At 67.5% G+C, this 25,364-nt stretch carries 23 protein-coding genes and 1 tRNA gene; 3 read left to right on the top strand and 21 right to left on the bottom strand.

All coding sequences use genetic code 11. From position 1 onward, the window contains the following. Positions 1–1,356, top strand: a complete 1,356-nt coding sequence (locus tag ASC95_RS02935; protein ID WP_057297020.1) for an NAD(P)H-hydrate dehydratase — start codon at positions 1–3, stop codon at positions 1,354–1,356. A 3-nt stretch (positions 1,357–1,359) separates the two neighbouring features. Here ASC95_RS02935 and rnr read toward each other — a convergent pair whose 3' ends face one another. Then, entirely contained in the window at positions 1,360–3,705 is a 2,346-nt protein-coding gene (gene rnr, locus ASC95_RS02930; protein WP_369820587.1) for a ribonuclease R, read from the bottom strand. A gap of 54 nt (positions 3,706–3,759) precedes the next feature. On the opposite strand from rnr, the gene ASC95_RS02925 reads away from it, so the two are divergent. Beyond that, a tRNA-Leu gene (locus tag ASC95_RS02925) sits at positions 3,760–3,844 on the top strand. 264 nt (positions 3,845–4,108) lie between these two features. Here ASC95_RS02925 and ASC95_RS02920 read toward each other — a convergent pair. The 20 genes from ASC95_RS02920 to ASC95_RS02825 form a co-directional block, all read right to left on the bottom strand. Beyond that, a complete protein-coding gene (locus tag ASC95_RS02920) occupies positions 4,109–4,630 on the bottom strand; it encodes a phosphoribosyltransferase (RefSeq protein WP_057296268.1) in 522 nt (173 codons plus the stop codon). A 44-nt stretch (positions 4,631–4,674) separates the two neighbouring features. Further along, a complete protein-coding gene (locus tag ASC95_RS02915) occupies positions 4,675–6,009 on the bottom strand; it encodes an adenylosuccinate synthase (protein WP_057296267.1) in 1,335 nt (444 codons plus the stop codon). A 43-nt stretch (positions 6,010–6,052) separates the two neighbouring features. Further along, positions 6,053–7,216, bottom strand: coding sequence for an ATP phosphoribosyltransferase regulatory subunit (locus ASC95_RS02910; RefSeq protein WP_057296266.1), 1,164 nt, complete (start codon positions 7,214–7,216; stop codon positions 6,053–6,055). A 61-nt stretch (positions 7,217–7,277) separates the two neighbouring features. After that, on the bottom strand, positions 7,278–7,460 hold the full coding sequence (locus ASC95_RS02905; RefSeq protein WP_057296265.1) for a DUF2065 domain-containing protein: 183 nt from the start codon (positions 7,458–7,460) through the stop codon (positions 7,278–7,280). Beyond that, positions 7,457–8,353 (bottom strand): protease modulator HflC, encoded by an 897-nt coding sequence (gene hflC, locus ASC95_RS02900; protein WP_057296264.1) that lies wholly within the window; start codon positions 8,351–8,353, stop codon positions 7,457–7,459. The genes ASC95_RS02905 and hflC overlap by 4 nt, the downstream gene beginning before the upstream one ends. A gap of 15 nt (positions 8,354–8,368) precedes the next feature. After that, positions 8,369–9,616, bottom strand: a complete 1,248-nt coding sequence (hflK, locus tag ASC95_RS02895) for an FtsH protease activity modulator HflK (RefSeq protein ID WP_082567437.1) — start codon at positions 9,614–9,616, stop codon at positions 8,369–8,371. After that, entirely contained in the window at positions 9,613–10,854 is a 1,242-nt protein-coding gene (gene hflX, locus ASC95_RS02890; protein WP_057296263.1) for a GTPase HflX, read from the bottom strand. Before hflX ends, hflK begins: the two co-directional genes overlap by 4 nt. A gap of 10 nt (positions 10,855–10,864) precedes the next feature. After that, a complete protein-coding gene (gene hfq, locus ASC95_RS02885; protein WP_056198163.1) occupies positions 10,865–11,107 on the bottom strand; it encodes an RNA chaperone Hfq in 243 nt (80 codons plus the stop codon). Positions 11,108–11,189: 82 nt separating this feature from the next. After that, positions 11,190–12,527 (bottom strand): ribosome biogenesis GTPase Der, encoded by a 1,338-nt coding sequence (der, locus tag ASC95_RS02880; RefSeq protein ID WP_057296262.1) that lies wholly within the window; start codon positions 12,525–12,527, stop codon positions 11,190–11,192. Further along, positions 12,524–13,660, bottom strand: coding sequence for an outer membrane protein assembly factor BamB (gene bamB, locus ASC95_RS02875; protein ID WP_057296261.1), 1,137 nt, complete (start codon positions 13,658–13,660; stop codon positions 12,524–12,526). Before bamB ends, der begins: the two co-directional genes overlap by 4 nt. Then, positions 13,657–14,328 (bottom strand): tetratricopeptide repeat protein, encoded by a 672-nt coding sequence (locus ASC95_RS02870; protein ID WP_057296260.1) that lies wholly within the window; start codon positions 14,326–14,328, stop codon positions 13,657–13,659. Before ASC95_RS02870 ends, bamB begins: the two co-directional genes overlap by 4 nt. Before the next feature lie 37 nt (positions 14,329–14,365). Further along, positions 14,366–15,673: a histidine--tRNA ligase gene (hisS, locus tag ASC95_RS02865; RefSeq protein WP_057296259.1), complete on the bottom strand. Its 1,308-nt coding sequence runs from the start codon at positions 15,671–15,673 to the stop codon at positions 14,366–14,368. After that, positions 15,670–16,932 carry a flavodoxin-dependent (E)-4-hydroxy-3-methylbut-2-enyl-diphosphate synthase gene (gene ispG / locus ASC95_RS02860; RefSeq protein ID WP_057296258.1) on the bottom strand — a complete coding sequence of 421 codons (1,263 nt, stop codon included), beginning with the start codon at positions 16,930–16,932 and terminating at the stop codon, positions 15,670–15,672. The genes hisS and ispG overlap by 4 nt, the downstream gene beginning before the upstream one ends. After that, complete coding sequence (locus ASC95_RS02855; protein WP_057296257.1) at positions 16,932–17,837, bottom strand: RodZ domain-containing protein; 906 nt, start codon at positions 17,835–17,837, stop codon at positions 16,932–16,934. Before ASC95_RS02855 ends, ispG begins: the two co-directional genes overlap by 1 nt. Before the next feature lie 33 nt (positions 17,838–17,870). Beyond that, complete coding sequence (pilW, locus tag ASC95_RS02850) at positions 17,871–18,653, bottom strand: type IV pilus biogenesis/stability protein PilW (RefSeq protein ID WP_235537668.1); 783 nt, start codon at positions 18,651–18,653, stop codon at positions 17,871–17,873. A 20-nt stretch (positions 18,654–18,673) separates the two neighbouring features. After that, on the bottom strand, positions 18,674–19,783 hold the full coding sequence (rlmN, locus tag ASC95_RS02845; protein ID WP_057296256.1) for a 23S rRNA (adenine(2503)-C(2))-methyltransferase RlmN: 1,110 nt from the start codon (positions 19,781–19,783) through the stop codon (positions 18,674–18,676). A 128-nt stretch (positions 19,784–19,911) separates the two neighbouring features. Next, positions 19,912–20,340 (bottom strand): nucleoside-diphosphate kinase, encoded by a 429-nt coding sequence (gene ndk, locus ASC95_RS02840; protein ID WP_057297017.1) that lies wholly within the window; start codon positions 20,338–20,340, stop codon positions 19,912–19,914. An 83-nt stretch (positions 20,341–20,423) separates the two neighbouring features. Continuing rightward, positions 20,424–22,394 carry a pseudouridine synthase gene (locus tag ASC95_RS02835; RefSeq protein ID WP_057296255.1) on the bottom strand — a complete coding sequence of 657 codons (1,971 nt, stop codon included), beginning with the start codon at positions 22,392–22,394 and terminating at the stop codon, positions 20,424–20,426. Further along, positions 22,391–23,167 (bottom strand): SMC-Scp complex subunit ScpB, encoded by a 777-nt coding sequence (gene scpB / locus ASC95_RS02830; RefSeq protein WP_082567545.1) that lies wholly within the window; start codon positions 23,165–23,167, stop codon positions 22,391–22,393. Before scpB ends, ASC95_RS02835 begins: the two co-directional genes overlap by 4 nt. Before the next feature lie 318 nt (positions 23,168–23,485). Then, positions 23,486–24,484, bottom strand: a complete 999-nt coding sequence (locus ASC95_RS02825; protein ID WP_082567544.1) for an RluA family pseudouridine synthase — start codon at positions 24,482–24,484, stop codon at positions 23,486–23,488. A 43-nt stretch (positions 24,485–24,527) separates the two neighbouring features. Between ASC95_RS02825 and ASC95_RS02820 the strand changes: the two genes are divergently transcribed. Further along, positions 24,528–25,343 carry an outer membrane protein assembly factor BamD gene (locus ASC95_RS02820; protein ID WP_057296253.1) on the top strand — a complete coding sequence of 272 codons (816 nt, stop codon included), beginning with the start codon at positions 24,528–24,530 and terminating at the stop codon, positions 25,341–25,343. The last annotated feature ends 21 nt before the right edge of the window (positions 25,344–25,364 follow it).

Raw genomic sequence — 25,364 nt, 5'->3', positions numbered from 1 at the left:
ATGCATCCCGTGCTGCCCACAACCTCCACGCTGCCGCTGTTCGACGTCGCCGCCAGCCGGCGCATCGAGGCGCGCGCGCTCACTCGCTCGCCCGACCTGATGGAACGCGCAGGGCTGGCCGTCGCCAAACTTGCCCTGGTGCTGCGCCAAGGCGCCGGCCCGGTGTGGGTGGCCTGCGGCCCGGGCAACAACGGCGGCGACGGCCATGTCGCTGCTCGGCGGCTTGCCGAGGTGGGCGTTCCGGTCCATGTGAGCCACGACGCACCGCAGCGTCCTTCCCTTGTCATCGACGCATTGCTCGGCCTGGGCCTGAATCGCGCGCCCTCACCCGAGCTGCTGACACCCATCATTGCCATGGCCCATTGCGGCGCGCCCGTCTTGGCCGTTGACCTGCCCAGCGGCCTGCTCGCGGACACCGGCCAACCCGCCGGAGAGCGCGCTGTGCATGCCGATCACACGCTGACGCTGCTGACGCTCAAGCCCGGCCTCTTCACCGGCGAGGGACGCGCGCACGCGGGACGGATCTGGTTCGACGACCTTGGCATTGCGCCTGACGAGCCGCCCACGGCCAACCTGCTCGGCCCGGGCGCCGTCCCGCATCGCAGCCCGACCAGTCACAAAGGCAGCCACGGCCAGGTGCTGGTCGTGGGCGGAGCACCTGGCATGCAGGGCGCCGCCCGGCTGGCCGCCGGCGCGGCTCTGGCCAGTGGTGCGGGGCGGGTCTATGTGGACCTGCTCGGCCTGGGCCCCGGGGAAGTGGCCGACCCCGTCCGCCCGGAGCTGATGCGCGGCCGGCTCATGGAGGTGCCCGGGGCGGTCGGTGTCGTCGGCTGCGGCGCCGGCGACGCCATGGCTCCCTGCCTGCCCTCACTGCTGCAGACGCTGCCACGCGTCGTCATCGATGCCGATGCGCTGAACGTCATCGCCGCTGACGCCTCCCTCCAGGCCCTCGCTCGCGCACGACCTGCAGGCACCACGCTGCTCACACCGCATCCTCTCGAAGCGGCCCGCCTTCTGAACCGCAGCACCGCCGCCGTTCAGAGGGACCGTCTCGCCGCAGCGCAGGAACTGGCCCTTCAGCTGGGCTGCACCGTCGTCCTCAAGGGCTCGGGCAGCATCATCGCCTCACCGGCCGAACGCATGGCGATTTGCGGCAGCGGCGGCCCGGCGCTGGCCACCGCCGGCAGCGGCGACGTATTGGCCGGCTGGTTGGGCGGCCTGTGGGCCCAGCAATGCAGCGCCGGCGCCCACGAGATCGCCTGCGCCGGCGTGGATCATCACGGCCGCGCTGGCGAAGCGGGCGGCGTGCTGCGCGCGGCCGATCTCATCGAACGCCTCGCTGCGCAGCGCCGATAGCCCTCAACGCCGTTTGCGCGGCGCCGCCTTGGTGGCCGTCTTCTTTGACGCCTTGCTGGCCTGCCGCTTGGCGGCCTGCTGGGCGGCCTTGACGGGGTGCAAAGACGTGATGACTTCCTTGCGGCTCTTCCTTACATCGCGGTCGGTCTGTCGCACTTCTTCGAGCGTCTCGACGGCCGTTTTGGGCACTCGCTTCTTGGCCGGCGGCCTGGCGGTGGGTTTGGCTGAAGACTTGCCGGCAGGCCGACCCGAAGCATTGCGCAACGCGCGTGCCTCGTCGTCATCGCGCACGAGGCGGAAGTCAATGCGGCGCCCGTCCAGATCCACACGGCTGACCTGCACCTGCACGCGCGCGCCGGTCGCGTAGCGGATGCCGGTGCGCTCGCCGCGAAGCTCCTGGCGTACTTCGTCGAAGCGGTAGTACTCACCGCCCAGTTCGGTGATGTGCACCAATCCTTCGACGTAGAGCTCGTCCAGTTGCACGAAAAGGCCAAAGCTCGTGACAGCCGACACCGTGCCCGCGAACACCTCGCCGAGGCGGTCGCGCATATAGCGGCATTTCAGCCAGGCCTCGACATCACGGCTGGCCTCATCAGCGCGGCGCTCGTTGGCACTGCAATGCGCACCGACGACTTCCCAGCGCTCGGCCTCGTTGCGCGCATCGGCCGGGTTGGGCGGCGGCGGCCGGCCGGGGCGCTTGGGCGCCTGCGGCACGTTCATCTTGGCTGGGTCAAGCGCGTACCGCTTGTTACCCAGCAGGCATTTGATGACCCGATGGACCAACAGGTCGGGATAGCGCCGGATCGGGCTCGTGAAGTGGGTGTAGGCCGGATAGGCCAGGCCAAAGTGGCCCGAGTTCGTGCCGGTGTAGATGGCCTGCTGCATGGAGCGCAGCAGCATCGTGTGGATCTGCTGGGCGTCGGGCCTGTCTTTGGTCGCCTGGGCGATCGCCTGGAATTCACGCGGCGTCGGGTCGTCCGAAATCCCCATGCCGATGCCCAGCGAGCGAAGATAGGCCTGCAGCGTCTGGCGCTTTTCGGGCGTGGGCCCTTCGTGCACACGGAAGAGCGAATGGTGCTTGGACGACTGGATGAAGTCGGCCGAGCAGGTGTTGGCCGCCAGCATCGCCTCTTCGATCAACCGGTGCGCGTCATTGCGCGTGCGCGGGATGATCTTCTCGATGCGGCCGTTGTCGTCGCAGACGATCTGCGTCTCGGTGGTCTCGAAGTCGATGGCGCCGCGACGATGGCGCTCGGCCAGCAGCGCGCGGTAGACCTCATGCAGATGCAGCAGATGCGGCACCAGATCACGGCGCTTGGCAGCCTCGGGGCCGTGGGTGTTGGCTAGGATGGCCGCGACCTCGGTGTAGGTGAAGCGCGCGTGCGAGCAGATCACTGCCGGGTAGAACTGGTAGGCCGCGACCGTGCCGTCGCTTGACACGAGCATGTCGCAGACCATGCTGAGCCGGTCTTCATACGGGTTCAGCGAGCAAAGGCCGTTGGACAGCTTCTCCGGCAGCATCGGGATGACGCGGCGCGGAAAGTACACGGAAGTCGCACGCTCGTAGGCGTCAGCGTCCAGCGGTTCGCCAGGCTTCACGTAATGCGACACGTCGGCAATGGCCACCAGCAGGCGCCAGCCTTCGATGGCCTTCTTGCCGCGGCCCTGTTTGAAGGGCTCGCAGTAGACGGCATCGTCAAAGTCGCGCGCGTCCTCGCCATCGATGGTGACCAGGGGCACGTCGCGCAGGTCGATGCGGTGCTTGAGGTCGGCGGCGCGCAACTTCTCGGGCAGCTTGGCGCTCTGCGTCAACGTGTCGGGGCTGAAGCGATGCGGCACGTCGTACTTGCGCACTGCGATCTCGATCTCCATGCCGGGATCGTCGATTTCGCCGAGCACTTCGACGACCCGACCGACGGGTTGCGAGTACAGCGATGGCGGCTCGGTCAGCTCGACAGCGACAACCTGCCCTGCGGTCGCATTGGCGATGCCGTTCTTGGGGATCAGGATGTCCTGGCCCATGCGCCGGTCCTCGGGCGCAACGAGCCAGATGCCGGATTCCAGCAGCAGGCGGCCGATCAACGGACGCTTCTTGCGCTCGAGGATCTCCAGCACCTTGCCTTCGGGGCGGCCACGCTTGTCGAAGCGCATCACCCGCACGCGAAGGCGGTCGCCATGCATGACAGCATGGGTTTCCTGCGAAGACAGATAGATGTCCGAGGAACCATCATCGGGGATCAGGAAACCATGCCCGTCCCGGTGGCCCTGCAGCACGCCTTCGACCTCGCCGAGCAGGCCTGCGCTGTCGCCCGTAGGCGATGTGTTTGTGTTCTTCAAGTTTTTGATGATACGATCTCGGTTTTCCTGAGACAGCTTAAGCCTTGCAAAAGGTTCAAGCGCCTTGCCCAGGTGGCGGAATTGGTAGACGCACTAGTTTCAGGTACTAGCGGGTAACTCCGTGGAGGTTCGAGTCCTCTCCTGGGCACCAAACAAAGCAAAAAGGCCGATGCGAAAGCATCGGCCTTTTTGCTTTGGTGCCCAGGAGAGGACTCGAAGGGCGTGCCGCCGAGGACCGAGGCCAAGCCCTGCGGCTTGGCCGACGCCTCGGTGAAGGCAATGCGCTTGCAAGCGCATTGCCGGCCGCCGGAGTCGCCGGAGGTGACCGAGTCCCCGACGATGCGCCCTCGATGGGTGCTTCGTCGAGTGGTGGCACAAATCGAGCTTCGCATCGTGCCGCTCACCCAGCGCTGCCTCAAACAGCAAACTTCTTCGCCAGCAGCTCCGGCCCCATGCCGTCGTATTCCTCGAACGGCTGATGGATCCATGGCGAGGTCTCCAGCATCTCGCAGTAGTAGTCCGGCGTGTAGGCAGAAACCTTCTTGGTCCAGATGACCGCCGAACGCAACTCGGTGATGGACGGCATGCCGCGCAGGCGCTCCACCACGGCCTTCAGCGTGACGCCCGAGTCGGCCAGATCGTCCACCAGCAGCACGCGGCCCGCCAGTTCACCCTTGGGCATGGTGATGTACTTGGCCATGTCCAGCCGGCCCTGGATGGTGCCGGCCTCGGCCCGGTAGGAACTGGTCGACATGATGCCCAGGGGCTTGTCGAAGACGCGCGACAGCACATCACCCGGTCGCATGCCGCCGCGGGCCAGGCAGAGGATCTGGTCGAACTGCCAGCCCGAAGCGTGCACCTTGAGCGCCAGGCGCTCGGTCAGCAGGTGGTACTCGTCCCAGGACACGTAGAGGTGTTTGCCGTCGTCGGTCAGCATGATGGCGGGGTCTCCGTCGAATAGGTTTGAAGTGTCAGGCGATTTCAGGACGAATAGGGGTGGCGCAGCACGATGGTGTGCTCGCGGTCGGGGCCGGTCGAGACCATGTCGATGGGCGCGCCGATGACCTCTTCGACGCGCTTCAGATAGCTGCGCGCATTGGCCGGCAGCTTGTCCCAGGCGGTGACGCCGAAGGTCGTCTCGGTCCAGCCCGGGAAGGTCTCGAAGACCGGCGTGCAGGCCTCGATCTCGTCGGCATCCAGCGGCAGGATGTCCAGCGTGCGGCCGTCGAGCTCATAGCCGACGCACATCTTGATCTCGGTCAGGCCATCCAGCACGTCGAGCTTGGTCAGGCACAGGCCGGTGATGCCGTTGATGATGATGGAGCGCTTCAACGCAGCGGCATCCAGCCAGCCGCAGCGGCGCGCACGGCCGGTGACGGTGCCGCGCTCCTGTCCGACGGTGGACAGGTGGTAGCCCACCGTGCCGGGCTCTTCCCAGTCGAGCTCGGTCGGGAAGGGGCCCGAGCCGACGCGCGTCGTGTAGGCCTTGGTGATGCCCAGCATGTAGTGCAGCATCTGCGGCCCCACGCCGGCACCGGCGGCAGCGTTGCCCGCCACGCAGTTGCTGGACGTCACGTAAGGATAGGTGCCGTGGTCGATGTCCAGCAGCGTGCCCTGGGCGCCTTCGAACAGGATGTTGGCGCCCGCCTTGCTGGCCTTGTGGATCATGTAGCCGACGTCGGCCAGCATGGGTTTGATGGCCTCGGCCATCTTCATCGCCTGCTCGAAGATGGGCTCGAAGGCCAGCTCTTCGCCGTGCAGATAGCCACGCAGCGCGAAGTTGTGCAGCTCCAGCAGCTCGCGCAGCTTCTTGGCGAAGCGCTCGGGGTGCTTCAGGTCCTGGGCGCGCAGCGCGCGGCGTGCGACCTTGTCCTCGTAGGCCGGGCCGATGCCCTTGCCGGTCGTGCCGATCTTGCCGCTGCCGCTGGTCTCGCGCAGTTGTTCGCGCGCTTTGTCCACGGCCACGTGGAAGGGCAGGATCAGCGGGCAGGACTCGCTGATGAACAGGCGCGAACGCACCTCGACGCCGGCCGCTTCCAGGCGCTCGATCTCGGTCAGCAGATGGGTCGGGTCAACGACGACGCCGTTGCCGATGTAGCAGGCCACGCCGTCGCGCATGATGCCGCTCGGAATCAACTGCAGCGCCGTCTTCACGCCCTTGATGACCAGCGTGTGGCCTGCGTTGTGGCCGCCCTGGAAGCGCACCACGCCCTGGGCGTGATCCGTCATCCAGTCCACGACCTTGCCCTTGCCCTCGTCACCCCACTGGGTGCCGACGACGACCACATTGCGTCCACGCGCGGTTTGGCTCTGCATCTTGATTGCCTGCTAGCTTTGGATTGGGAAGGGCCGCCGGCGCTCAAAGCGCCCGGACAACCCAGTCAGTGTGCTCGCGAACCAGTTCGCGGTCACAGTCGAATTCATCGGCCTCGTGCTCATGCCCGGGCAGCATGCAGACCACCGTCTCGCCCTGCTCGCGCAAGGCGCGCACGGCCTGGCGCAGTGAGGCATCGTCGCCCCACGGGGCACGCACGGCGGCGCGCAGCGGCGAGGCCGGTGCGAGTGTCACCAGCGTCTTCAGGTCCAGGCTGAAGCCGACGGCCGGGCGGCGGCGGCCGAAGGCGGCGCCGACCTCGTCATAGCGCCCGCCACGCAGCACGGCGTCGGAGCAGCCCGAGGCATAGGCCGCGAAGCGGATGCCGGTGTAGTAGGCATAGCCCTGCAGGTCGGCCAGGTCAAAGCCCAGCGACACCTCGGGGTGGACGGCGGCAAGATGGCCGGCCAGCCAGTCCAGGTCGGCCAGGGCCGCCTTGACGAGCGGGTGGTCGGGCAGGCGGCGCGCGGCCTCGGCCAGCACTTCCCGGCCACCAAACAGGCTGGGCAGCGCCAGCAAAGCGTCGCGTGTGACGGCCGGCATGCCAGCGCTCAGCGCGGCCAGTGCGGAGAGGTCCTTGGCGGCCAGTGCCGCCGTCAGCGCTTCCAGCGTCTCTGGCGCCAGCTTGATGCCGTCCAGCACGCCTTGCAGCAAGCGTGCGTCGCCGAGATCCAGCATCACATCGCTCAAGCCGGCGCGGCGCAGCGCGTCCAAGGCCAGTTCATGCACTTCGAGGTCGGCCTCCAGGCCGGCATGACCGTAGATCTCGACGCCGAACTGCAGCGGCTCACGGCTGGTATTGAGGCCATCCGGTCGCGTGTGTGCGATGGGCCCGCAGTAGCACAGGCGGGTGACGCCCTGGCGGTTCAGCAGGTGGGCGTCGATGCGCGCGACCTGCGGCGTCGTATCGGCGCGCAGGCCGAGCGATCGGCCGGAAAGCTGGTCAACCAGCTTGAAGAGCTTGATATCTGAGCCACTGCCCGTGCCGGAAAGCAGCGAGTCCAGATGCTCCAGCAGCGGCGGAATGACGAGCTCGCAGCCGTAGCTGCGGGCCATGTCGAGCAGTTCTCTACGCAGCTCTTCGATGCGGCGCGCCTGCGAAGGCAGGACATCGGCGATGTGCTCGGGCAGCAGCCAAGCAGAGGACATGGGCGAAGGCAGGCGGTTAAAAACGGCATTCTACCGGTGCCTCCCGGGCCCAGCCTTCAGATCAGCGCAACCAGAACAGTCCGATCACGCCCATCAGGATGCTGGCCAGGCCGATGAAACGAATCTGCCCATCGCTCATCGCCAGGATGCGACTGAAAACCTCGCGCCAGCGCGCCGGGCTGAGCAGGGGCATCAACCCCTCGATGACCATCACCAGCGCGAGCGCGGTGAGGAGTTCGTTCACTTGCGCGCCGGTGCAGCGGCGGCCGCAGCGCCGGAGCCGCGCATGGCCTTGAAGAAGTCGCTGGAGGGATCGACCACCATCACGTCGCTCTTCCTGGTGAAGCTGGCGCGGTAAGCCTCCAGCGAGCGGTAGAACTGGGCGAATTGGGGATCACGGCCAAAGGCTTCGGCGTACAAGGCCGAGGCCTTGGCGTCGCCCTCGCCCTTGATGAGCTGGGCGTCACGGAAGGCCTCGGCGACGATGATCTCGCGCTGGCGATCGGCGTCAGCCTTGATCTGCTCGCCCTCGGCGGCACCGGTGGATCTGGCCTCGGCGGCCACGCGCTTGCGCTCGGAATCCATGCGGCGGTAGACCGACTCGGTGATGCTGGCCGCGAAGTCCACACGCTTGATGCGCACGTCAACGACCTCGATGCCGAATTGCTTGGCTTCATCGGCCAGGCGCTTGCGCACATCCTGCATGATCTTCTCGCGCTCGGTGGCCAGCACGGCGAGGACGGTGCGCTTGGTCACTTCATCGTTGAATGCGGCCTGCACGACGGGCACCAGGCGGTTCTCGACGTTGCGCATGTCAGCGCCGCTGTTGCGGATGAACTGGCGCGGCTCGGCGACGCGCCACTTGATGAGCCAGTCGATGACCAGGCTCTTCTTCTCCGCGGTGAAGACCGGGCGCGACTCGGTGCTATCAAGCGTCTGCACGCGGCGGTCCAGCAGCACGACGTTTTGCAGCGGCGGCGGCAGCTTGAACTTCAGGCCCGGCTCGGTGACGACTTCCTTGATCTCGCCGAGCGCATAGATGACGGCGAACTGGCGCTGGTCGACGATGAAGAGCATCGACGACAGCAGCATCAGGACGACGATGGCGCCGGCGACGATGGCGGCAATACGGTTCATTCGGATGGTCCTCGATCAGCGGCCGTCGCGGCTGCGCTGGTTGTCACGGCTGCGCAGGTCGTTGGCATTGGGCAGCGTCTGCGGCTCAGGCACGGTGGTCGGCTGCGGCGCCGACACGGTCACGGTGCCGGTGCTGCCTTGCTGCAGCAGCTTGTCCAGCGGCAGGTAGAGCAGGTTGGAGCCGCTCTTGCTGTCCACCATCACCTTGCTGACGTTGGTGTAGACCTGCTGCATCGCGTCGATGTAGAGGCGGTCCCGCGTGACCTGGGGCGCCTTCTGGTACTCGGTCAGCACGCTCTTGAAGCGCGCTGCATCGCCCTCGGCCGTCGCGATGACACGCGCCTTGTAGCCCTCGGCCTGCTCGCGCAGCCGGGCGGCATCGCCTCGCGCACTCGGGATCTTGTCGTTCGCGTAGGCTTGGGCCTCGTTCTTCAACTGCTCGCGGTTGGCGTTGGCCTTCTGCACGTCGTCGAACGCCGCCTGCACCTGCTCGGGCGGCTGCACGCTCTGCACATTGACATTGACGACCTGGATGCCGGCCTTCAAGCGATCCAACTGGACCTGGATGGACTTGACCAGGTCGGCGGCGATGGCGTCACGCTGCTCATAGAGGACCGAATCCATCGTGCTCTTGCCGACGATCTCGCGCACCGCCGACTCGGCGGCCAGCAAGACGGCCTGCTCGGGGTCACGGTTCTCGAACAGGAAGTCGCGCAGGTCGCGGATGGTGAACTGCACGGTGAAGCGGATGTCGACGATGTTCTCGTCCTGCGTCAGCATGGACGAGTCACGCAGCCCGGTAGCGGCGACGACGGAACTGCGGCCGACCTCCACCTGGCGCAGCTGCGAGACCGGCTGGATCTCATGCGCCTGGAAGGGATAGGGCAGGCGCCACTGGAAACCGGCTTCGACCGTCTTGCTGTACTTGCCAAAGGACGTGACGACGCCCTGCTGGCCTTCCTGCACGATGAAGAAGCCGCTGGCCAGCCAGCCCAGGACGACCACGCCGGCGATGAGGCTCAGACCAATACCGGCGCCCTTCATGTCGGGAGAGCCGCCGGAGCCGCTGGGGCCGGATGGCCCGCCGGACTTGCCGCCAAACATGCCGGACAGCTTGCGATTGAAATCGCGCCAGAGCTCGTCGAGGTCGGGCGGGCCGTCATTGCGGCCGTTGTTCAGCAACCGGCCCGCGGCACGGGCGACCGGCGTCATCAGACGCTGGACCCAGGTGCTGCGGGGCGTGGTGTGAGGAGTGCTGCTCATGCCTGGGAGGGGTCTGAGGAAGAAGTTTCGGGATCCGACGAATCAGCGTCGAAACGTGGGTCCCGTTCGTCGGGAATCAAGGGCTGTACCTGCATGGCCGTCGCAATCAACTGGCGCAACTCCGCCAGGCCGCTGCCGGCCAGCGAGCTGACGAAGACGCGCGGCGTCGGCTCGGTGCTGCCGTTGGCGCGCAGCACGGCGTCGACGAACTCGCGCGGGCGCTGGTCGTCGGGCAGCAGGTCCTGCTTGTTGTAGACCAGGATCTGCGGCACGTCGGCCGCGCCAATCTCGATCAGCACGCGCTCGACTTCGGCCATCTGCTCTTCCAGCACCGGGCTGGCGGCGTCGACGACATGCAGCAGCAGGTCGGCATCGGCCGCCTCCTGCAGCGTGGCGCGGAAGGCCTCGACCAGCTTGTGTGGCAGGTCGCGGATGAAGCCCACGGTGTCGGACAGCGAGACGCTGGCCGCCGCCTGCTCGAGGTAGAGGGAGCGCGTCGTCGTGTCCAGCGTTGCGAACAGCTGGTTGGCGGCATAGGCGCGCGCCTTGGTCAACGCGTTGAACAGCGTGCTCTTGCCCGCGTTCGTGTAGCCAACAAGAGAAACCTTGAAGACGCCATTGCGCGAGCGCGCCTTGCGCTGGGTGCCGCGCTGGCGCTGCACCTGCTTCAGGCGTTCCTTGGTCTTCTTGATCCGCTCGTCGATCATGCGGCGGTCCAGCTCGATCTGGGCCTCGCCAGGGCCGCCGCGCATGCCGATGCCACCGCTCTGGCGCTCCAGGTGGCTCCAGCGCCGCACCAGGCGAGTGGCCAGGTATTGCAACCGTGCGAGCTCGACCTGCAGCTTGCCCTCGTGGCTCTGCGCGCGGGCGGCGAAGATTTCCAGGATCAGCGCGGTGCGGTCGGCAACGGGCACGCCAAGCACTCGCTCCAGGTTGCGCTGCTGGGCCGGCGAAATGGCCTGATCGAACAGCACCGTGTGGGCCTGGTGGGCCAGCACGAGCAGCTTGATCTCGTCGGCCTTGCCGGAGCCGACGAACAGGGCTGCGTCGGGTGCCGGGCGGCGGGCGATGACCTTGGCGACGGGCGTGTCACCGGCGGATTCCGCCAGCAGGGCCAGTTCATCCAGGCTCTCGTCAAAACCCTGGGCGTTGCGGTGGCGACCGAAATCGACACCCACAAGAATGGCGCGCGCCGCCTCGGAGGGCGGCGTCGCATCGTGGGCAGAGGTCGAGGACAAGGGGTGGGTATCAGGCGTCCGCGGGAGCGTCGCCGGCGTGGAAGTTGACCGCGCGGCCAGGCACGACGGTCGAGATCGCGTGCTTGTAGACCATCTGCGTCACGGTGTTGCGCAGCAGGACGACGTACTGGTCAAACGATTCGATGTGGCCTTGGAGCTTGATGCCGTTCACGAGGTAAATCGAAACGGGCACATGCTCTTTGCGGAGCAGGTTCAAAAAGGGGTCCTGCAAAAGTTGGCCTTTGTTGCTCATCGGTATGCTCCGAGTTATTCGGGGGGAGTGGGGACTACGGGTAAGACCTTAACACAGCGTCTTAGCCCCTCCAGAGGTCAGGCTAGGTCTTTTCGTCGAAGGGATTCTTCGAAGAACGCAGCTCGATCTTCAGCGGCGTTCCGACCAGCTTGTAGTGGGCGCGGATGCGGCCTTCCAGATAGCGCTTGTAGACCTCGGTGACGCCGTCCAGTGCATTGCCGTGGATGACGACGATCGGCGGGTTCTGGCCGCCCTGGTGGGCATAGCGCATCTTGGGGCGCGAAACCCCCGAGCGCTTGGGCTGCTGGTGCTCCACGGCTTCATGAATGAGGCGGGTCAGCACCGGCGTGGTCATCTTGCGGTAGGCCGAGGCATAGGCGTCGGCCAGCGAATTCCAGACCGCCGACAGGCCCTGGCGCTTCAGCGCCGAGATGTTGTGCATCGGCGCGAACTTCAGGAAGGCCAGGCGCTGCTCGATCTGGCGCTGCAGCGTCTCACGCTGGTAGCTGTCGACGGCGTCCCACTTGTTGATGGCAAGCACCACAGCACGGCCACTGTCGAGGATGTAGCCGGCGATGTGGGCGTCCTGGTCGGTCACGCCCTGCGTCGCGTCCAGCAGCAGCAGTACGACGTGGGCGTCCGCAATCGCCTGCAAGGTCTTCACCACCGAGAACTTCTCGATCGCCTCGAAGACCTTGCCCTTGCGGCGCAGGCCGGCCGTGTCGATGAGCTTGAACTTCTGGCCGTTGCGCTCGAAGTCCACCGCGATGGCGTCACGGGTCGTGCCCGGCATGTCGAAGGCGACGAGGCGCTCCTCGCCCAGCCAGGTGTTGATCAGCGTGCTCTTGCCGACGTTGGGGCGGCCCGCCACGGCCAGGCGGATGACGCCATCCTGCTGCGGGCCGGCGCCGAATTCCTCGCTAGTGTCCTCGAACGGCTCCAGCACCGCGTCCAGCAGGCTGCGGATGCCCTGGCCGTGGGCCGACGAGATCGGATGCGGCTCGCCCATGCCGAGCTCGTGGAACTCGGCCAGCAGCGGCGACTCGCTCATGCCCTCGGCCTTGTTGACGGCCAGGTGCACGCGCTTGTTGACGCTGCGCAGGTAGCGGGCGATGTCGCTGTCGTGGGCCGACAGCCCCAGGCGGATGTCGACGACGAAGATGACCGCGTCGGCTTCAGCGACGGCCTGCTTGGTCTGCTTGGCCATCTCCTTGACGATGCCGGTGCTGCTGTCGGGCTCGAAGCCGCCGGTGTCGATGCAGATGAACTCGCGGTCGCCCAGGCGGCCGTCGCCGTAGTGGCGGTCGCGCGTCAGGCCGGCGAAGTCGGCCACGATGGCGTCGCGCGACTTCGTCAGGCGGTTGAACAGCGTCGACTTGCCCACATTGGGGCGGCCGACCAGGGCAATGACAGGTTTCATTCGGCGGTGATCGCGAACAGGCCGCCGCTCTTGGTCGCGACCAGGGCCGTTTCGCCCTGAACTGCAATCGTGACGACCGGCGAGCCGTCGGTGGCCAGGCGCGAGCGCGTCTTGCCGGTGTCGCGGTCGATCAGATGGACCTGACCCTCGAAGTCGCCGATCAGCACCTGCTTGGCCATCACCACGGGCTCGGACAGCTTGCGGCGCTGGAACTGGTCCGCCGACCAGGCGAGGTCGCCGTTGGCCAGCTTCCAGGCCGACAGGCGGTCGGAGGCGTCACCGGCGACGACGACCTGGGCGTCAGCGCCAATGCCGTTGGTGCCACCGACGACGCGGTTCCACAGCGCGCTGCCGCGCTCGGCGTTCACGCAGCCCACCGAGGACTGGAAGGCGCGCGCGCAGATGACCTCACCCTGGCGCACGGCCGGGCCGACCAGGTCGGCCAGGCGCTCGACCTCGTTCGTGCCACGCGGCGTGGCCACGCTGGCTTCCCAGCGCAACTGGCCCTTGACCGGGTCGATACCGGCCAGGCGCGGCCCTTGGCCGACCACCAGCGTGTCCTTGTAGGCCAGCAACACGCCGGCCTTGGCCAGCGTCAGCGGCTCGCCCGGGCGCTTCAGTTCCCAGATCTTGCGGCCGTCCAGAACGTCAAAGGCCAGCACCTGGCGATCCAGGGTCAACGTGAAGACACGCTCGCCAGCCACCAAGGGCGCTGCGACGACGGGCGTCGGCAGGGCCTTCTTCCAGGCCACCTTGCCGTTGTCCAGCACGACCAGTTCGTTGTCACGGTTGACGACAGCGGCAAAGCGGCCATCGCTGCCGATGCCGGCCGACAGCTTGGCGCCCACATCGCCGCGCCAAAGCTCGCGGCCATCGGCCGCGGCCAGCGCGCGCACGCTGCCATCGCTGCTGGCCACGACGAAGCGGTCACCAGGCGTCGCGATGCTGAGCGGGAAGCCGATGTTGTCGCCCCTGGCGCTCCAGATGATGCGGCCGCTGGCCGGGCCGGACAGGGTCTCCAGCGCAGCCGGCTTGTCCTTCTCGCTGCCGAACCAGGAGGTCCACGTCGAGCTGATCGTGGAGCAGCCGGTCAGCGAAGCCGCCAACAGCGAGATCAGGGCAACCCGCCTCATTGCGCGGCTCCGGTCGCTTCGACGGCGGTCGGCACACCCAGCGTCGCCAGCTTGGCCTCGACGATGCGGCGGTAGTCCTGGGTCTTCTCCAGGCCAGCCAGGGCCTTCTGGTACTCGGCCTTGGCAGCGTCGCGCTTGTCCTGCAACAGCAGCAGGTCGCCACGGCGGTCAGCCACCAGGGGAGCGAAATCGGTCGTCTTGATCGCATCCAGCGTCTTGCCGGCTTCGTCATAGGCCTTGGCATCGAGCTGCAGGCCGGCCAGGCGCAGGCGGGCCACGTCGCGGTAGGGGCCGCCCTCGGCGCCCTGCTCGGCCACCCAGGTCAGGCTCTGCTTGGCGTCGTCCGCCTTGCCCTTGTCGAGCTGCAGCTTGGCAACCTGCAAGCCGGCCTGGGCCGCATAACCGGTGCCGCCGTAACGGGCTTTCAGATCGCCCGCGGCGATGGCGGCCTTGTCGACGTCCTGGGCGGCCAGGGCGCGGTCGAATTCGTCGTACATCGCGGCGGCCTTGGCAGCTTGGTCGCGCTGATACCAGTTCCAGCCTTGCCAGGCGGCAAAGGCGGCCAGGACGGCGGTCAGCACCCAGGTGATGAGGTTGCCCCAGCGCTTCCAGAACGCTTTGAGTTGTTCGAGTTGTTCTTGTTCTTCGAGGTCGAGATGGGCAGCCATGGGAAAACTTCAGGAAAGGGTCTCGGGAGGCCCGGGATTATGCGGGGAGGAGATCGGCGGCCCAGGAGGCCACGTCGGCGATCGGCCGGCTGAGCTGTTCGCCACCGTCGCGCAGCGGCTTGACGCTCACCTCGCCACGGGCCAGTTCGTCGGCGCCGAAGACGAGGGCAAAGCGCGCGCCGGAGGCGTCGGCCTTCTTGAACTGGGCTTTGAAGTTGCCGCCGCCGGCATGCATTTGCACGGCCACGCCGGCCGCGCGCAGCGCCTCCAGCACCGGGAAGGCCTTCGGCAGTGCCATAGCGTCGGGCAAGATGGCGTAGGCGTCGGGCGCCATGGATGGCATCGGCAGGTTCAGCGCATCAATGAGTAGCAGCACGCGCTCGATGCCCATGCCGAAACCGACCGCTGCCGTGGCCTTGCCACCGAGCTGCTCAAACAGGCCGTCGTAGCGGCCACCGCCACAGACTGTGCCCTGAGAGCCGAGATGATCGGTCACCCATTCAAAGACAGTCAGGTTGTAGTAGTCCATGCCGCGCACCAGGCGCGTATTGACACGGTATTCCAGGCCGACGGCATCGAGGATGGCACGCACGGCATTGAAGTGGGCCAGCGTCTCCTCACCTAGGAAGTCCATCAGCTTGGGCGCGGCCTCAATGACAGGCTGCATCGCTGGGTTCTTGCTGTCGAGGATGCGCAGGGGGTTACTGTGCAGGCGCTTCCTACCGTCCTCGTCCAGCTTGTCGGCATGAGCTTCAAAGTGGGCGATCAGCGCCGCGCGGTGGGCCGCACGTTCATTGGGCTGGCCCAGTGAGTTCAGCTCCAGGCGCACATGCTCGCCCTCGACGAGGCCAAGCTCCTTCCAGAGCTGACGCACCATCAGGATGATCTCGGCGTCCACGTCCGGGCCGGCGAAGCCCAGAGCCTCGACGTCGAGCTGGAAGAACTGGCGGTAGCGCCCCTTCTGCTGCTTCTCGTGGCGGAACATCGGCCCCATCGTCCACAGGCGCAGCGGCGCGTTGTAGAGGGCGTTGTGCTCGATCATCGCGCGCACGATGCCGGCCGTGGCCTCGGGGCGCAGCGTCAGCTGGTCGCCGTTCATGCTGTCGGTGAAGGAGTACATCTCCTTCTCGACAATGTCAGTGACCTCGCCCAGGCCACGCACGAACAGGGCCGTGGGCTCAACGACAGGCGTCAGCATGTATTGGTAGCCATAGCGCGACAGCACGCTGCGCAACGTGGTCTCGAACCAGGCCCAGCGCTGGCTAGTCGGCAGCTTGTCCGTGCGATCTATGCCGGCCGGGAGGATGTCGTTCATCCCCTTCACGGCCTGAATTTTCTTGCTCATGCAGTTGCTGTGGCGCCGAAGCGCTTCTCGATGTAGTTTTCGACCAGCGCGTGGAACTCGGCCGCAATGTTGTCGCCGCGCAGGGTCAGCGCCTTCTCGCCGTCGATGAAGACGGGCGCCGCCGGGGCCTCGCCGGTGCCGGGCAGGCTGATGCCGATGTCGGCATGCTTGCTCTCGCCGGGACCGTTGACGATGCAGCCCATGACGGCCACCTTCATCTCCTCGACGCCGGGGTATTTGTCGCGCCAGACCGGCATCTGCAGGCGCAGGAAATCGTCGATCTGCTTGGCCAGTTCCTGGAAGGTCGTGCTGGTCGTGCGGCCGCAGCCCGGGCAGGCGGTGACGCTCGGGTTGAAGTGGCGCAGGCCCAGGGCCTGCAGGATCTCCAGCGCCACGACCACTTCCTGGGTGCGCGACTCGCCCGGCTGGGGCGTGAGGCTGACGCGGATGGTGTCGCCGATGCCTTCCTGGGCCAGGATGCCCAGCGCGACCGAGGAAGCGACCGTGCCCTTGGTGCCCATGCCGGCTTCGGTCAGGCCCAGGTGCAGCGCGTAGTCGCAGCGGCGGGCCAGCTCGCGGTAGACCGAGATCAGGTCCTGCACGCCGCTGACCTTGCAGCTGATGATGATGTTGTCGGGGTTCAGACCCAGCTCGGCGGCATAGGCAGCCGACGTCAGCGCCGATTCGACGAGAGCCTGGTACATGACCGGCTTGGCATCCCAGGGCTGGGCACGCTTGGCGTTCTCGTCCATGAACTGCGCGAGCAGCTCCTGGTCCAGGCTGCCCCAGTTGACGCCGATGCGCACGACCTTGTCGTACTTGGCCGCGGCCTCGACCATCATGGCGAACTGGCGGTCTTTCTTGTCGCCCTTGCCGACGTTGCCGGGGTTGATGCGGTACTTGGACAAGGCCTGCGCCATGGCTGGGAACTCGGTCAGCAGGCGGTGGCCGTTGTAGTGGAAGTCGCCCACCAGCGGCACGTCGATGCCCATGCGGTCGAGCTGCTCGCGGATGTAGGGCACTTGCTCCGCCGCCTCGGGCGTGTTGACGGTGATGCGCACCATCTCCGAGCCGGCAATCGCCAGCTCCTTGACCTGGATGGCCGTGCCGATGGCGTCCACCGTGTCGGTGTTGGTCATGGACTGCACGCGCACAGGGGCGTCACCGCCGACGGTGACGACACGGCTGCCCCAGACGACGCGGGCCTGGCGACTCTTGCGCGCCGCGGGGGCGGCTTCGGGAATGATCCATTCGCTCATCAATTCAACTCCAGTCGAGCGATGTTGTCCTTGCTGCGCGCCGCGAGGTTAACGGCGGCACCACGCCATTCGACCTGGGTGCCGCGCACATTGCCGATGCGCAGCTTGTAGGGCGCATCAGCCGTGAATTCCTGCTGCTCGCCCGCGCGCAGCACCCGTGACAGCAGCGTCTGGCCCTTGGCGTCGGCGACTTCGATCCAGGTGTCGGCCGTCGCCGTCACGCGCAGCGCGCTGCCGGTCGTGGCGCTGAGCGTCGTCTTCACGGGCGGCGCGGAGGCCGGCACGGCAGCGGGCGGCGGTGCAACGTCACGCACCTGCAGCGGCGCGGAGGCGATGGGCTCGGGCGCCGCGGTCGTGGCCGTCATTACGGGTTCCGAGGCCGCCGGCGCGGGCACGAACTCGACGACCGGCGCACTCGCTGCATTGACGACGGTGCCCGAGGCCGCTGGCGCTGCCGTGACGCCGCCACGCTCGGGCAGCCAGCCGGCCGGGACCCAGTAGATGGCTGCCGCGACGACCAGCAGCAGCACCGGCCCCCAGACGACGGGCCGCGCCGCCAGACCCAGCACGCCGCCATCGATGGGGCCGGCACCGCGCTCACGGAAGGGCTGGTTGAGCCCGGGGCGCACGTCAAACTCGCGATCGCGCGTGCGCGGCAGCATCGCCAGCACCGGTGCCGGGTCCACCTTGAGCGCCCGACACATGGCCGTGGCCAGGGCGCGGGCGAAGGTGGCGTCGGGCAGCTCGTCGAAACGGTCGGCCTCCAGGGCCTCCAGCTTGGCCTGGGGCACCTTGAGCATGACCGCCAGAGCGGCGATGTGCAGGCCTCGCTGCTGGCGCGCGCTCCTGAGCCAGGCACCCGCGGTGGCGGGCTGGCTGGCGAGTCCCTCGGAGGTGGATTCCATCGTCTCGTTTTTTCTGTGCGCCGCAGTCACGGCTTATTCGTCGTAACGACCGGCGTCCAGGGACTGGGTCTCGGGGGCCTGGGGGTATTTGCGGCGCATCTGCATGGCCAGATCGTCCACCGTGCCGCTGTTGCCGAGCTTGCGCTCGATGCGCAACTGCAGCCACAGGCTCTGGGCATTGACCTGCTCGGGCTGGCTGTTGACACGCTTCACGTAGAAACGGGCACGCTCCAGCTCGCGGTTGCGAAACAGCACATCGGACAGATTCATGGCGACGGCCGGGCTGCCCGGGTCCAGCTCGAAGGCGCGCGCCAGCGTCTTCTCGGCCACCAGCATGCGGCCCGAACGGGCCTCGCAGACGCCCTTGGCGAGCAAGGTGCGCGCCGGCGCGCGGTAGGTGGACTGGGCCAGGGCCTGGTCGAACAGCGAGTCGGCCGTCGGCCAGCGCTGCTGCTGACACATGAACCAGCCGTAGTTGTGCAGGGTGTCGGGATCGTTGGGGTAGACGGCCAGCGCGCGGCGGAAAGCCTCCTCGGCGAGCTGGTGCTCGCCCATGGCGGCGTAGATGAGGCCGCGCAGGTTGACGGCTTCACGCATGTCGGGCTTGAGCTGGAGCGCCATCTTGAGCTCGTCCAGGGCCGTGTTGAACTGCCCGCGCGAGAAGTAGCCCTGGGCCAGTTCGAGCCGGATCGCGGCGCGGCGATCGCCGTCGGTCTGGTCCGAGTCGGTCTTGATCTCGCGGTCGGCGCTGGGCGCGGTGGTGCCGGCGCAGGCAGCAAGGAGGGCGGTGGCCAGAACGATCAACAGTCGCTTCATCAAATCCTCAGCTTGGGGCATCAGTTGGATTTGGCCACCGTGACGGGTGCCCTGACCATGCGGATATGCGCGCGGGTGCGGTCCTGCACCTCGCCGGCCAGCTGTCCGCAGGCGGCGTCGATGTCGTCGCCGCGCGTCTTGCGCACGGTCGTCACGATACCGGCCTGGATCAGCACCTCGGCAAAGGCCTGCACGCGCGCATTCGTGCTGCGCGTGAGGCCCGAGGCCGGGAAGGGGTTGAAGGGGATCAGGTTGATCTTGCAGTTGACCTTGTGCTTCAACAGCCTGACCAGCTCATGGGCCTGCTCCGGCGAGTCGTTCACCTCCTGCAACATGCAGTACTCGAAGGTGATGAAGTCGCGTGGCGCCTTATCGAGGTAGCGGTTGCAGGCGTCCAGCAACTCGGCGATGGGGTATTTCTTGTTCAGCGGCACGAGCTGGTCGCGCAGCGGATCGGTCGGCGCGTGCAGGCTGACGGCCATGGCCACCGGGCAGTCCTCGCGCAGCCGGTCGATCATGGGTACGACACCGGAGGTCGACACAGTGACGCGACGCCGGCTCAGGCCATAGCCATGGTCGTCCAGCATGGTCTTGAGCGCCGGCACGAGCTGGTCATAGTTCTGCAGCGGCTCGCCCATGCCCATCATGACGACGTTGGAGATCACCCGCTCCGTCGTGTTGAGGCGTTTGCGCAGGTTGTGCTCGGCAAACCAGAGCTGGGCCGTGATCTCGGCGGTGCTCAGGTTGCGGCTGAAGCCCTGATGGCCGGTCGAGCAGAAACGGCAGCCGACGGCGCAACCGGCTTGGCTGGAAATGCACAAGGTGCCGCGATCGTCTTCAGGGATGAAGACCGCCTCGACGGCATTGCCGGCCCCGACGTCGAACAGCCACTTGATGGTGCCGTCCGCCGAGACATGCTCGGAGATGACGGCCAAGGCGGTGATGTGAGCGCGGCCCTTGAGCTTGTCACGCAGGGACTTGGCGAGGTCGGACATCTGTTCGAAGTCCGACGCGCCTTTCTGGTGGACCCAGCGGAATAGCTGGGTCGCACGGAACTTCTTTTCGCCCAGTTGCTCGCAGTAGGCGGCCAGGCCTGGCAGATCAAAACCGAGCAGGTTGACCGTATCCATTGCAAACCTCCAAGCGCCCCACCGTCGCCGGCTAGTGTCTTACTTAGCGACTGCAGCGGAACTGGCTTTGCCAGGCCGCTAGCAGTGCCCCTTGAGGGGCCGGCGTCAGCCGGTAGGGGTGGGCTTGATCAGCGGCCGGCGTAGACGTTCATGCCGGGGAAGAAGAAGGCCACTTCGACAGCGGCCGTTTCGGCGGCGTCGGAGCCGTGCACGGCGTTGGCGTCGATGCTGTCGGCGAAGTCGGCGCGGATGGTGCCCTTCTCGGCCTTCTTGGGGTCGGTGGCGCCCATCAGGTCACGGTTCTTCAGGATGGCGCCCTCGCCTTGCAGGGCCTGGATCATGACCGGGCCGGAGATCATGAAGTTCACCAGGTCGTTGAAGAAGGGGCGGGCCTTGTGGACGGCGTAGAACTGCTCGGCTTCGACGCGCGACAGATGCACCATCTTGGCAGCCACGACCTTCAGGCCGGCGGCCTCGAAGCGGGCATAGATCTGGCCGATGACGTTCTTTGCCACGGCATCGGGCTTGATGATGGACAGGGTGGTTTCGATCGCCATGGGGTTCTCCTGATGGGGCGTATTGGACAAAGCCTGTGATTGTAGCGGGCAGGGATGACCCTAGTTGTATCGCCCGCCCGGTTTCAGCGCCGACCGCCGTAGCCGCCGCCGGAGCGACCGCCACCACCACCACCGCCGCCGCCGCCCTTGCCGCCGCGGCCACCACCTCCGCCGCCACCGCCGCGGCGCAGGAAAGCGTCGCCACCGATATAGCCCACCGAGGTCTGCATCGGATCGGGTTCACGCGGGCCATTGCCCTTGTTGCCGCCGCCCCGGCCTTGCCTGTTGTCCTGCTGGCTGCCGCCGGCGCCAAAGCCCTGAGGCAGGCCGCGCTTGCCGCTCGTCGCATGGCGGCGGTCGAAGGTCTGCTCCAGCGGGTTGACGTGATGCGGAATGAAGCCGTCATCCTCCTCATCGTCACGGCGCGGGGCGCGCTCCTCGCGCGGCGGGCGCGCTTGCTGCGGCTGTTGCGCCTCGGGCGGGCGGCTCGGGCGCGGGCCGCCACTGCCGCTGTGGCGCTCGTCGTTGCGGCGCTTGTTGCGGTCGTTCTTGTTGCCTTGGCCCTGCTGCTGTTGCGGCTGGCTCTTGCCCTGCCCTTGCCCGAAGTTCTGGCCCTGGCCGCTGTTGGAGGTGTGGCCGGCCAGGCGGCGGATGACGCGCACGTCGTCGTCACCCAGCTCCACCCAGACGCCGCGCTTCAAGCCGCGCGGCAGCACGACGGTGCCGTAACGGATGCGGATCAGGCGGCTGACGACCATGCCGACAGCTTCGAAGAGCTTGCGCACTTCGCGGTTGCGGCCTTCGGTGATGACGACGCGGTACCAGCGGTTGGCGCCTTCGCCGCCGCCATCCTCGATGCTCTTGAACGACGCCACCTGGCCTTCGACGTTGACGCCCTCAAGTAGCTTGGCGCGCTGCTCGTCGCTGAGCGCGCCCAGCACACGGGCCGCGTACTCACGCTCGACACCGAAGCGCGGGTGCATCAGCTGGTTGGCCAGTTCGCCGGAGTTGGTGAACAGCAGCAGGCCTTCGGTGTTGATGTCCAGGCGGCCGACGGATTGCCATTTCTGGCCCTGCACGCGCGGCAGCGAGCGGAACACCGTCGGGCGGCCTTCCGGGTCGTTGAAGGTCGAGACCTCGCCCGTGGGCTTGTGATAGGCCAGGATGCGCGGGTTCGGTGGCGAGATGCGCACGCGCACATCCTTGCCATTGACGCGCACCCGGTCGCCGAAGGAGATGCGCTGGCCGACATGGGCGACCTCGCCGTTCACCTCGATCTTGCCCTCGGCAATCCATTCCTCGATGTCGCGGCGCGAGCCGATGCCGGCCTGCGCCAGCACCTTTTGCAGCTTGGGGGCGTCGGCATCCGGCGCCAACACGCGCTTGGCTTCGCCCTCAACGCTCTCCTCCACCGCTTCGTCAACCTCGGGCCGCAGTTGCGGCGGTTCGCCCGCCGGCCCTTCGGATTCAGCGTCCAGATTGCCCGACAGCACATCGGCGAACCGCGCCCCCGCGGCCTCGACAAGTTCGGGCGCCGCGACCGCGCCGGGCAGCTCGTCCCCGCCCGCAGCCGGGGCGTCCTGGCGCTCCGCACGGTCCTTGCGGTTGCGGCGACGGTTGCGGCCTCGACCGCCACGCTCGCCGTCTTCACCCGCCTCGCCATCATTCCCTTCGTCATCCGCCTGCCCACTCGCCGCGGCCGGCGTGGCCGGCGCCTCTTCCGCCAACGTGAAGATGGGCGCCGCGACAGGCGCGGGCGCCTCTGCGGCGACGGGCGGCGCAGCCTCCTCAGCGGCGGCGGCCTTGCGCGGCGCGCGCTTGCGGGCCGGCGCAGGCGCCTCGTCGGCGGGCGCTGCCTCGGGCGCAGGCGCTGCCTCCTCCACCACCGCCTCAGCGGCCTTGCGGCGGGTGCGCTTCGCCGCCACGGGCGCTTCGGCTTCGGGTGCGGTCTCGGCTGGAGCCTTGGCCGTCGTGCGGCGCCGTTTGGGCGCGGCAGGCGCTTCGGCGTCGGCGTCGGGGGGCAGGGACTTGTCTTGGTCGGCAGCGTCGTTCATGCGGATTCGGGCTGGGGTTGGGGGGGCGGGTCGTTGGGGTCGGGATTGGGAAGTGCGGGCGTGCCGTCGTCGCCAAACAGGCTCAGACTCGGGACGATCTCTTCGGCAGGCGGCACTTGATGGACTTCGGCAGGGGCTTCTGCGGGCGGTTCGGCGGGTGGCTCAGCGGGCGTTTCAGCGGACGCCTCGGCCGGCAACTCAGCGTCTTCCGAGTTGTCCAGCAACTGGCCCTGCAGCGCCTCGAAGGCGGGCGGCGCTTCGCCGCCGATGTCCAGGGCGGGCAACTGCTCCAGGCTGGCCAGGCCCAGGTCGTCCAGGAAGGACTTGGTCGTCGCGTACAGCGCCGGGCGGCCCGGGGTCTCGCGATGGCCGATGGCCTCGATCCAGCCGCGGTCCTCGAGCTGCTTGACGATCTGGCTGGCGACGACGACGCCGCGGATGTCCTCGATGTCGCCACGAGTGACCGGCTGGCGGTAGGCAATGATGGCCAGCGTCTCCAGCACGGCACGCGAATAGCGCGGCGGCTTCTCGGGATGCAGCCGGTCGAGGTATTCGCGCAGCTCGGGGCGGCTCTGGAAGCGCCAGCCCGAGGCCAGCGCCACCAGTTCGACGCCCTTGCCTTCCCAATCTCGGCTCAGCTCGTCAAGCAGGCTGCGCACGGTATCGGCGCCGAGTTCGTCGGCGAACAGGCTGCGCAGCTCGCGCAGCGTCAGCGGCTGCGAAGCACAGATCAGTGCGGTCTCGAGGACGCGCTTGGCATCCTGGGTGTTCATGAACGCAATCGCGCCCTCAATCAAGCCTGGCTTGGCAATCCGTCCGGGCCTGGGCGCTCACAGCGTTCGGCAGGCGAAGCGGACGGGGTCTGTCCGGGCGTCACCGTGGGGCTCAGTAGCCTTCCAGCGGGACGCGATCGGGGTGGTTGGCCGGCGGGCGGATGGACTGCTGACCGCGCGGGTCGCGCCCGTCTTGGACTTCGGGGCGCGCTGGCTGCCACGACAACCGGAGTGCATTGTAGCCGCGTCAGCGGCGCACGGCCGCCCGAAGCCGCTGAAACGCCCCCTCGGGGGGAGTGAGCATGGGGGCCTATTCATTCAGCCGGGCAGGTCGGCGGCACCGATCTGGGCCCAGGCGGAGCCCAGGTCGGCGGGCAGCGGCGCTGTCAGCACCAGAGGTTCGCCGGTGGTCGGGTGGGTGAGGGACAGCCGTGCCGCATGCAGGGCCTGGCGCGTGAGGCCCAGGGCCGGCGCGCCGCCATAGAGCACGTCCGCCAGCATGGGGTGGCCGCTGTGCGTCAGGTGAACGCGGATCTGGTGGGTGCGGCCCGTGTGCAGCACGCAGTGCACCGCGCTGATGGCCCGGCCATTCACTTCGCCGACACCCAGCGGAAAGAAATCGGTGCGCGCCGGCTTGCCGAGGTTGGCGGGGGCAATGGCCATCTTCACGCGCGACACCGGGTCACGGCGCAGCGCCTGTTCGACGACGAAAGGCTCCTCGACACGGCCCCAGGCCAGCGCCAGGTATTCGCGATGCACTTCGCGCGCCGAGATCTGACGCATCAGTGCCGTCACGGCCGCCAGTGTCTTGCCGACGACCATGACGCCGCTGGTGTCCTTGTCCAGCCGGTGCACGATGCCGCCGCGCGGCAGCGTCGCTGCCGCGGCGTGATGGGCCAGCAGGCCGTTCATCAGCGTGCCCGACCAGTTGCCCGCAGCAGGGTGCACGACCAGGCCGGCCGGCTTGTTGACCACCGCCATGTGCTCGTCCTCATAGACGAAGTCCAGCGCCATGGCCTCGGCGCGGAAGGCGCGGCTCTCGTCGGTAGGCAGCAGCTCGATCTCGACGCGCTGGCCGGCGCGCAGCTTGTGCGCGGCCTTTTCCAGCACCTTGCCATCCACCGTCACGCAGCCGCGCTCGATCAGGGATTGCAAATGGTTGCGCGAGAACTCCGGTGCCCGTGTCGTCAGCCAGCGGTCGAGGCGTTCGCCATGGCCGGCAGCATCGACTTCGGCCGTGCGCCGTTCAGCGTCGCCGCCTTCTTCGACCTCCGGCTCGAAATCGTCCTGACCCCCCACCCTATACTCCGCGTCCATTGTTCCCTGTGACCAGCCGGCAGCATCGCCGTCGACTTCAGACATGTTTGTTGAGAAATTCAAGACCGCCCGCGTCGTCGCTGGCACTGTCCTGATGGCGTTCGCGCTGGGCTTGAGCGGTTGCGGCTCCACGGCCAAGGAGGACCCAAACTCCCAGGCGGCGCTGGACAAATTGTATGCAGACGCCAAGGACGACCTGAACGCCGGCAGTTACGACCGCGCCATCAAGGCGCTCGAAAAGATCGAAGGCCGCGCTGCCGGCACGACGATGGGCCAGCAGGCGACGCTGGACGTGGCCTGGGCCTACTACCGCACCGGCGAACGCGCCCAGGCGATTGCGACGCTGGACCGCTTCATCAAGCTCAATCCGTCCAGCCCGGCAATGGACTACGCCCTTTACATGAAGGGCGTAGTCAACTTCAACGAAGACCTGGGCCTGTTCGGCCGCCTGGCCAACCAGGACGTGTCCGAGCGCGATCAGCAGGCCTCGCGAGAAGCACTGCTGGCCTTCCGCCAGCTCGTCGAGCAGTTTCCGGAGTCCAAGTACGCGGCCGAGGCGACGACGCGCATCAACTTCATCACCAACACGCTGGCGGCCTACGAGATCCACGTGGCGCGCTACTACTTCAACCGCAAGGCCTATGTCGCCGCGGCGAACCGCGCCCAGTCAGCCGTGGCCGAGTTCCAGTACGCGCCTGGCATCGAGGAAGGCCTCTTCATCATGGGCGAGAGCTACGACAAGCTCGGTCTCACGCAACTGCGCGACGATGCCCGCCGCGTGCTGGACAAGAACTTCCCCGACAGCCAGTACGCCAGCAACGGCGCCAACCGCAAGAAGCCCTGGTGGCAGTTGTGGTGACCCCTCGCCTGGCCTGGCGCC

The sequence above is a fragment of the Pelomonas sp. Root1217 genome (assembly GCF_001425705.1).
Lineage (GTDB): Bacteria > Pseudomonadota > Gammaproteobacteria > Burkholderiales > Burkholderiaceae_C > Pelomonas.
This window is presented reverse-complemented; position numbering and strand designations above follow the sequence as displayed.

Excerpts from the sequence above, each read along its gene's own strand:
- ASC95_RS02935 (WP_057297020.1), top strand. The coding sequence starts at position 1 with ATGCATCCCGTGCTGCCCACAACCTCCACGCTGCCGCTGTTCGACGTC.
- ASC95_RS02920 (WP_057296268.1), bottom strand. The coding sequence starts at position 4,630 with ATGCTGACCGACGACGGCAAACACCTCTACGTGTCCTGGGACGAGTAC.
- ASC95_RS02915 (WP_057296267.1), bottom strand. The coding sequence starts at position 6,009 with ATGCAGAGCCAAACCGCGCGTGGACGCAATGTGGTCGTCGTCGGCACC.
- ASC95_RS02910 (WP_057296266.1), bottom strand. The coding sequence starts at position 7,216 with ATGTCCTCTGCTTGGCTGCTGCCCGAGCACATCGCCGATGTCCTGCCT.
- hflC (WP_057296264.1), bottom strand. The coding sequence starts at position 8,353 with ATGAACCGTATTGCCGCCATCGTCGCCGGCGCCATCGTCGTCCTGATG.
- hflK (WP_082567437.1), bottom strand. The coding sequence starts at position 9,616 with ATGAGCAGCACTCCTCACACCACGCCCCGCAGCACCTGGGTCCAGCGT.
- hfq (WP_056198163.1), bottom strand. The coding sequence starts at position 11,107 with ATGAGCAACAAAGGCCAACTTTTGCAGGACCCCTTTTTGAACCTGCTC.
- der (WP_057296262.1), bottom strand. The coding sequence starts at position 12,527 with ATGAAACCTGTCATTGCCCTGGTCGGCCGCCCCAATGTGGGCAAGTCG.
- bamB (WP_057296261.1), bottom strand. The coding sequence starts at position 13,660 with ATGAGGCGGGTTGCCCTGATCTCGCTGTTGGCGGCTTCGCTGACCGGC.
- ASC95_RS02870 (WP_057296260.1), bottom strand. The coding sequence starts at position 14,328 with ATGGCTGCCCATCTCGACCTCGAAGAACAAGAACAACTCGAACAACTC.
- hisS (WP_057296259.1), bottom strand. The coding sequence starts at position 15,673 with ATGAGCAAGAAAATTCAGGCCGTGAAGGGGATGAACGACATCCTCCCG.
- ispG (WP_057296258.1), bottom strand. The coding sequence starts at position 16,932 with ATGAGCGAATGGATCATTCCCGAAGCCGCCCCCGCGGCGCGCAAGAGT.
- ASC95_RS02855 (WP_057296257.1), bottom strand. The coding sequence starts at position 17,837 with ATGGAATCCACCTCCGAGGGACTCGCCAGCCAGCCCGCCACCGCGGGT.
- pilW (WP_235537668.1), bottom strand. The coding sequence starts at position 18,653 with ATGAAGCGACTGTTGATCGTTCTGGCCACCGCCCTCCTTGCTGCCTGC.
- rlmN (WP_057296256.1), bottom strand. The coding sequence starts at position 19,783 with ATGGATACGGTCAACCTGCTCGGTTTTGATCTGCCAGGCCTGGCCGCC.
- ndk (WP_057297017.1), bottom strand. The coding sequence starts at position 20,340 with ATGGCGATCGAAACCACCCTGTCCATCATCAAGCCCGATGCCGTGGCA.
- ASC95_RS02835 (WP_057296255.1), bottom strand. The coding sequence starts at position 22,394 with ATGAACGACGCTGCCGACCAAGACAAGTCCCTGCCCCCCGACGCCGAC.
- scpB (WP_082567545.1), bottom strand. The coding sequence starts at position 23,167 with ATGAACACCCAGGATGCCAAGCGCGTCCTCGAGACCGCACTGATCTGT.
- ASC95_RS02825 (WP_082567544.1), bottom strand. The coding sequence starts at position 24,484 with ATGGACGCGGAGTATAGGGTGGGGGGTCAGGACGATTTCGAGCCGGAG.
- ASC95_RS02820 (WP_057296253.1), top strand. The coding sequence starts at position 24,528 with ATGTTTGTTGAGAAATTCAAGACCGCCCGCGTCGTCGCTGGCACTGTC.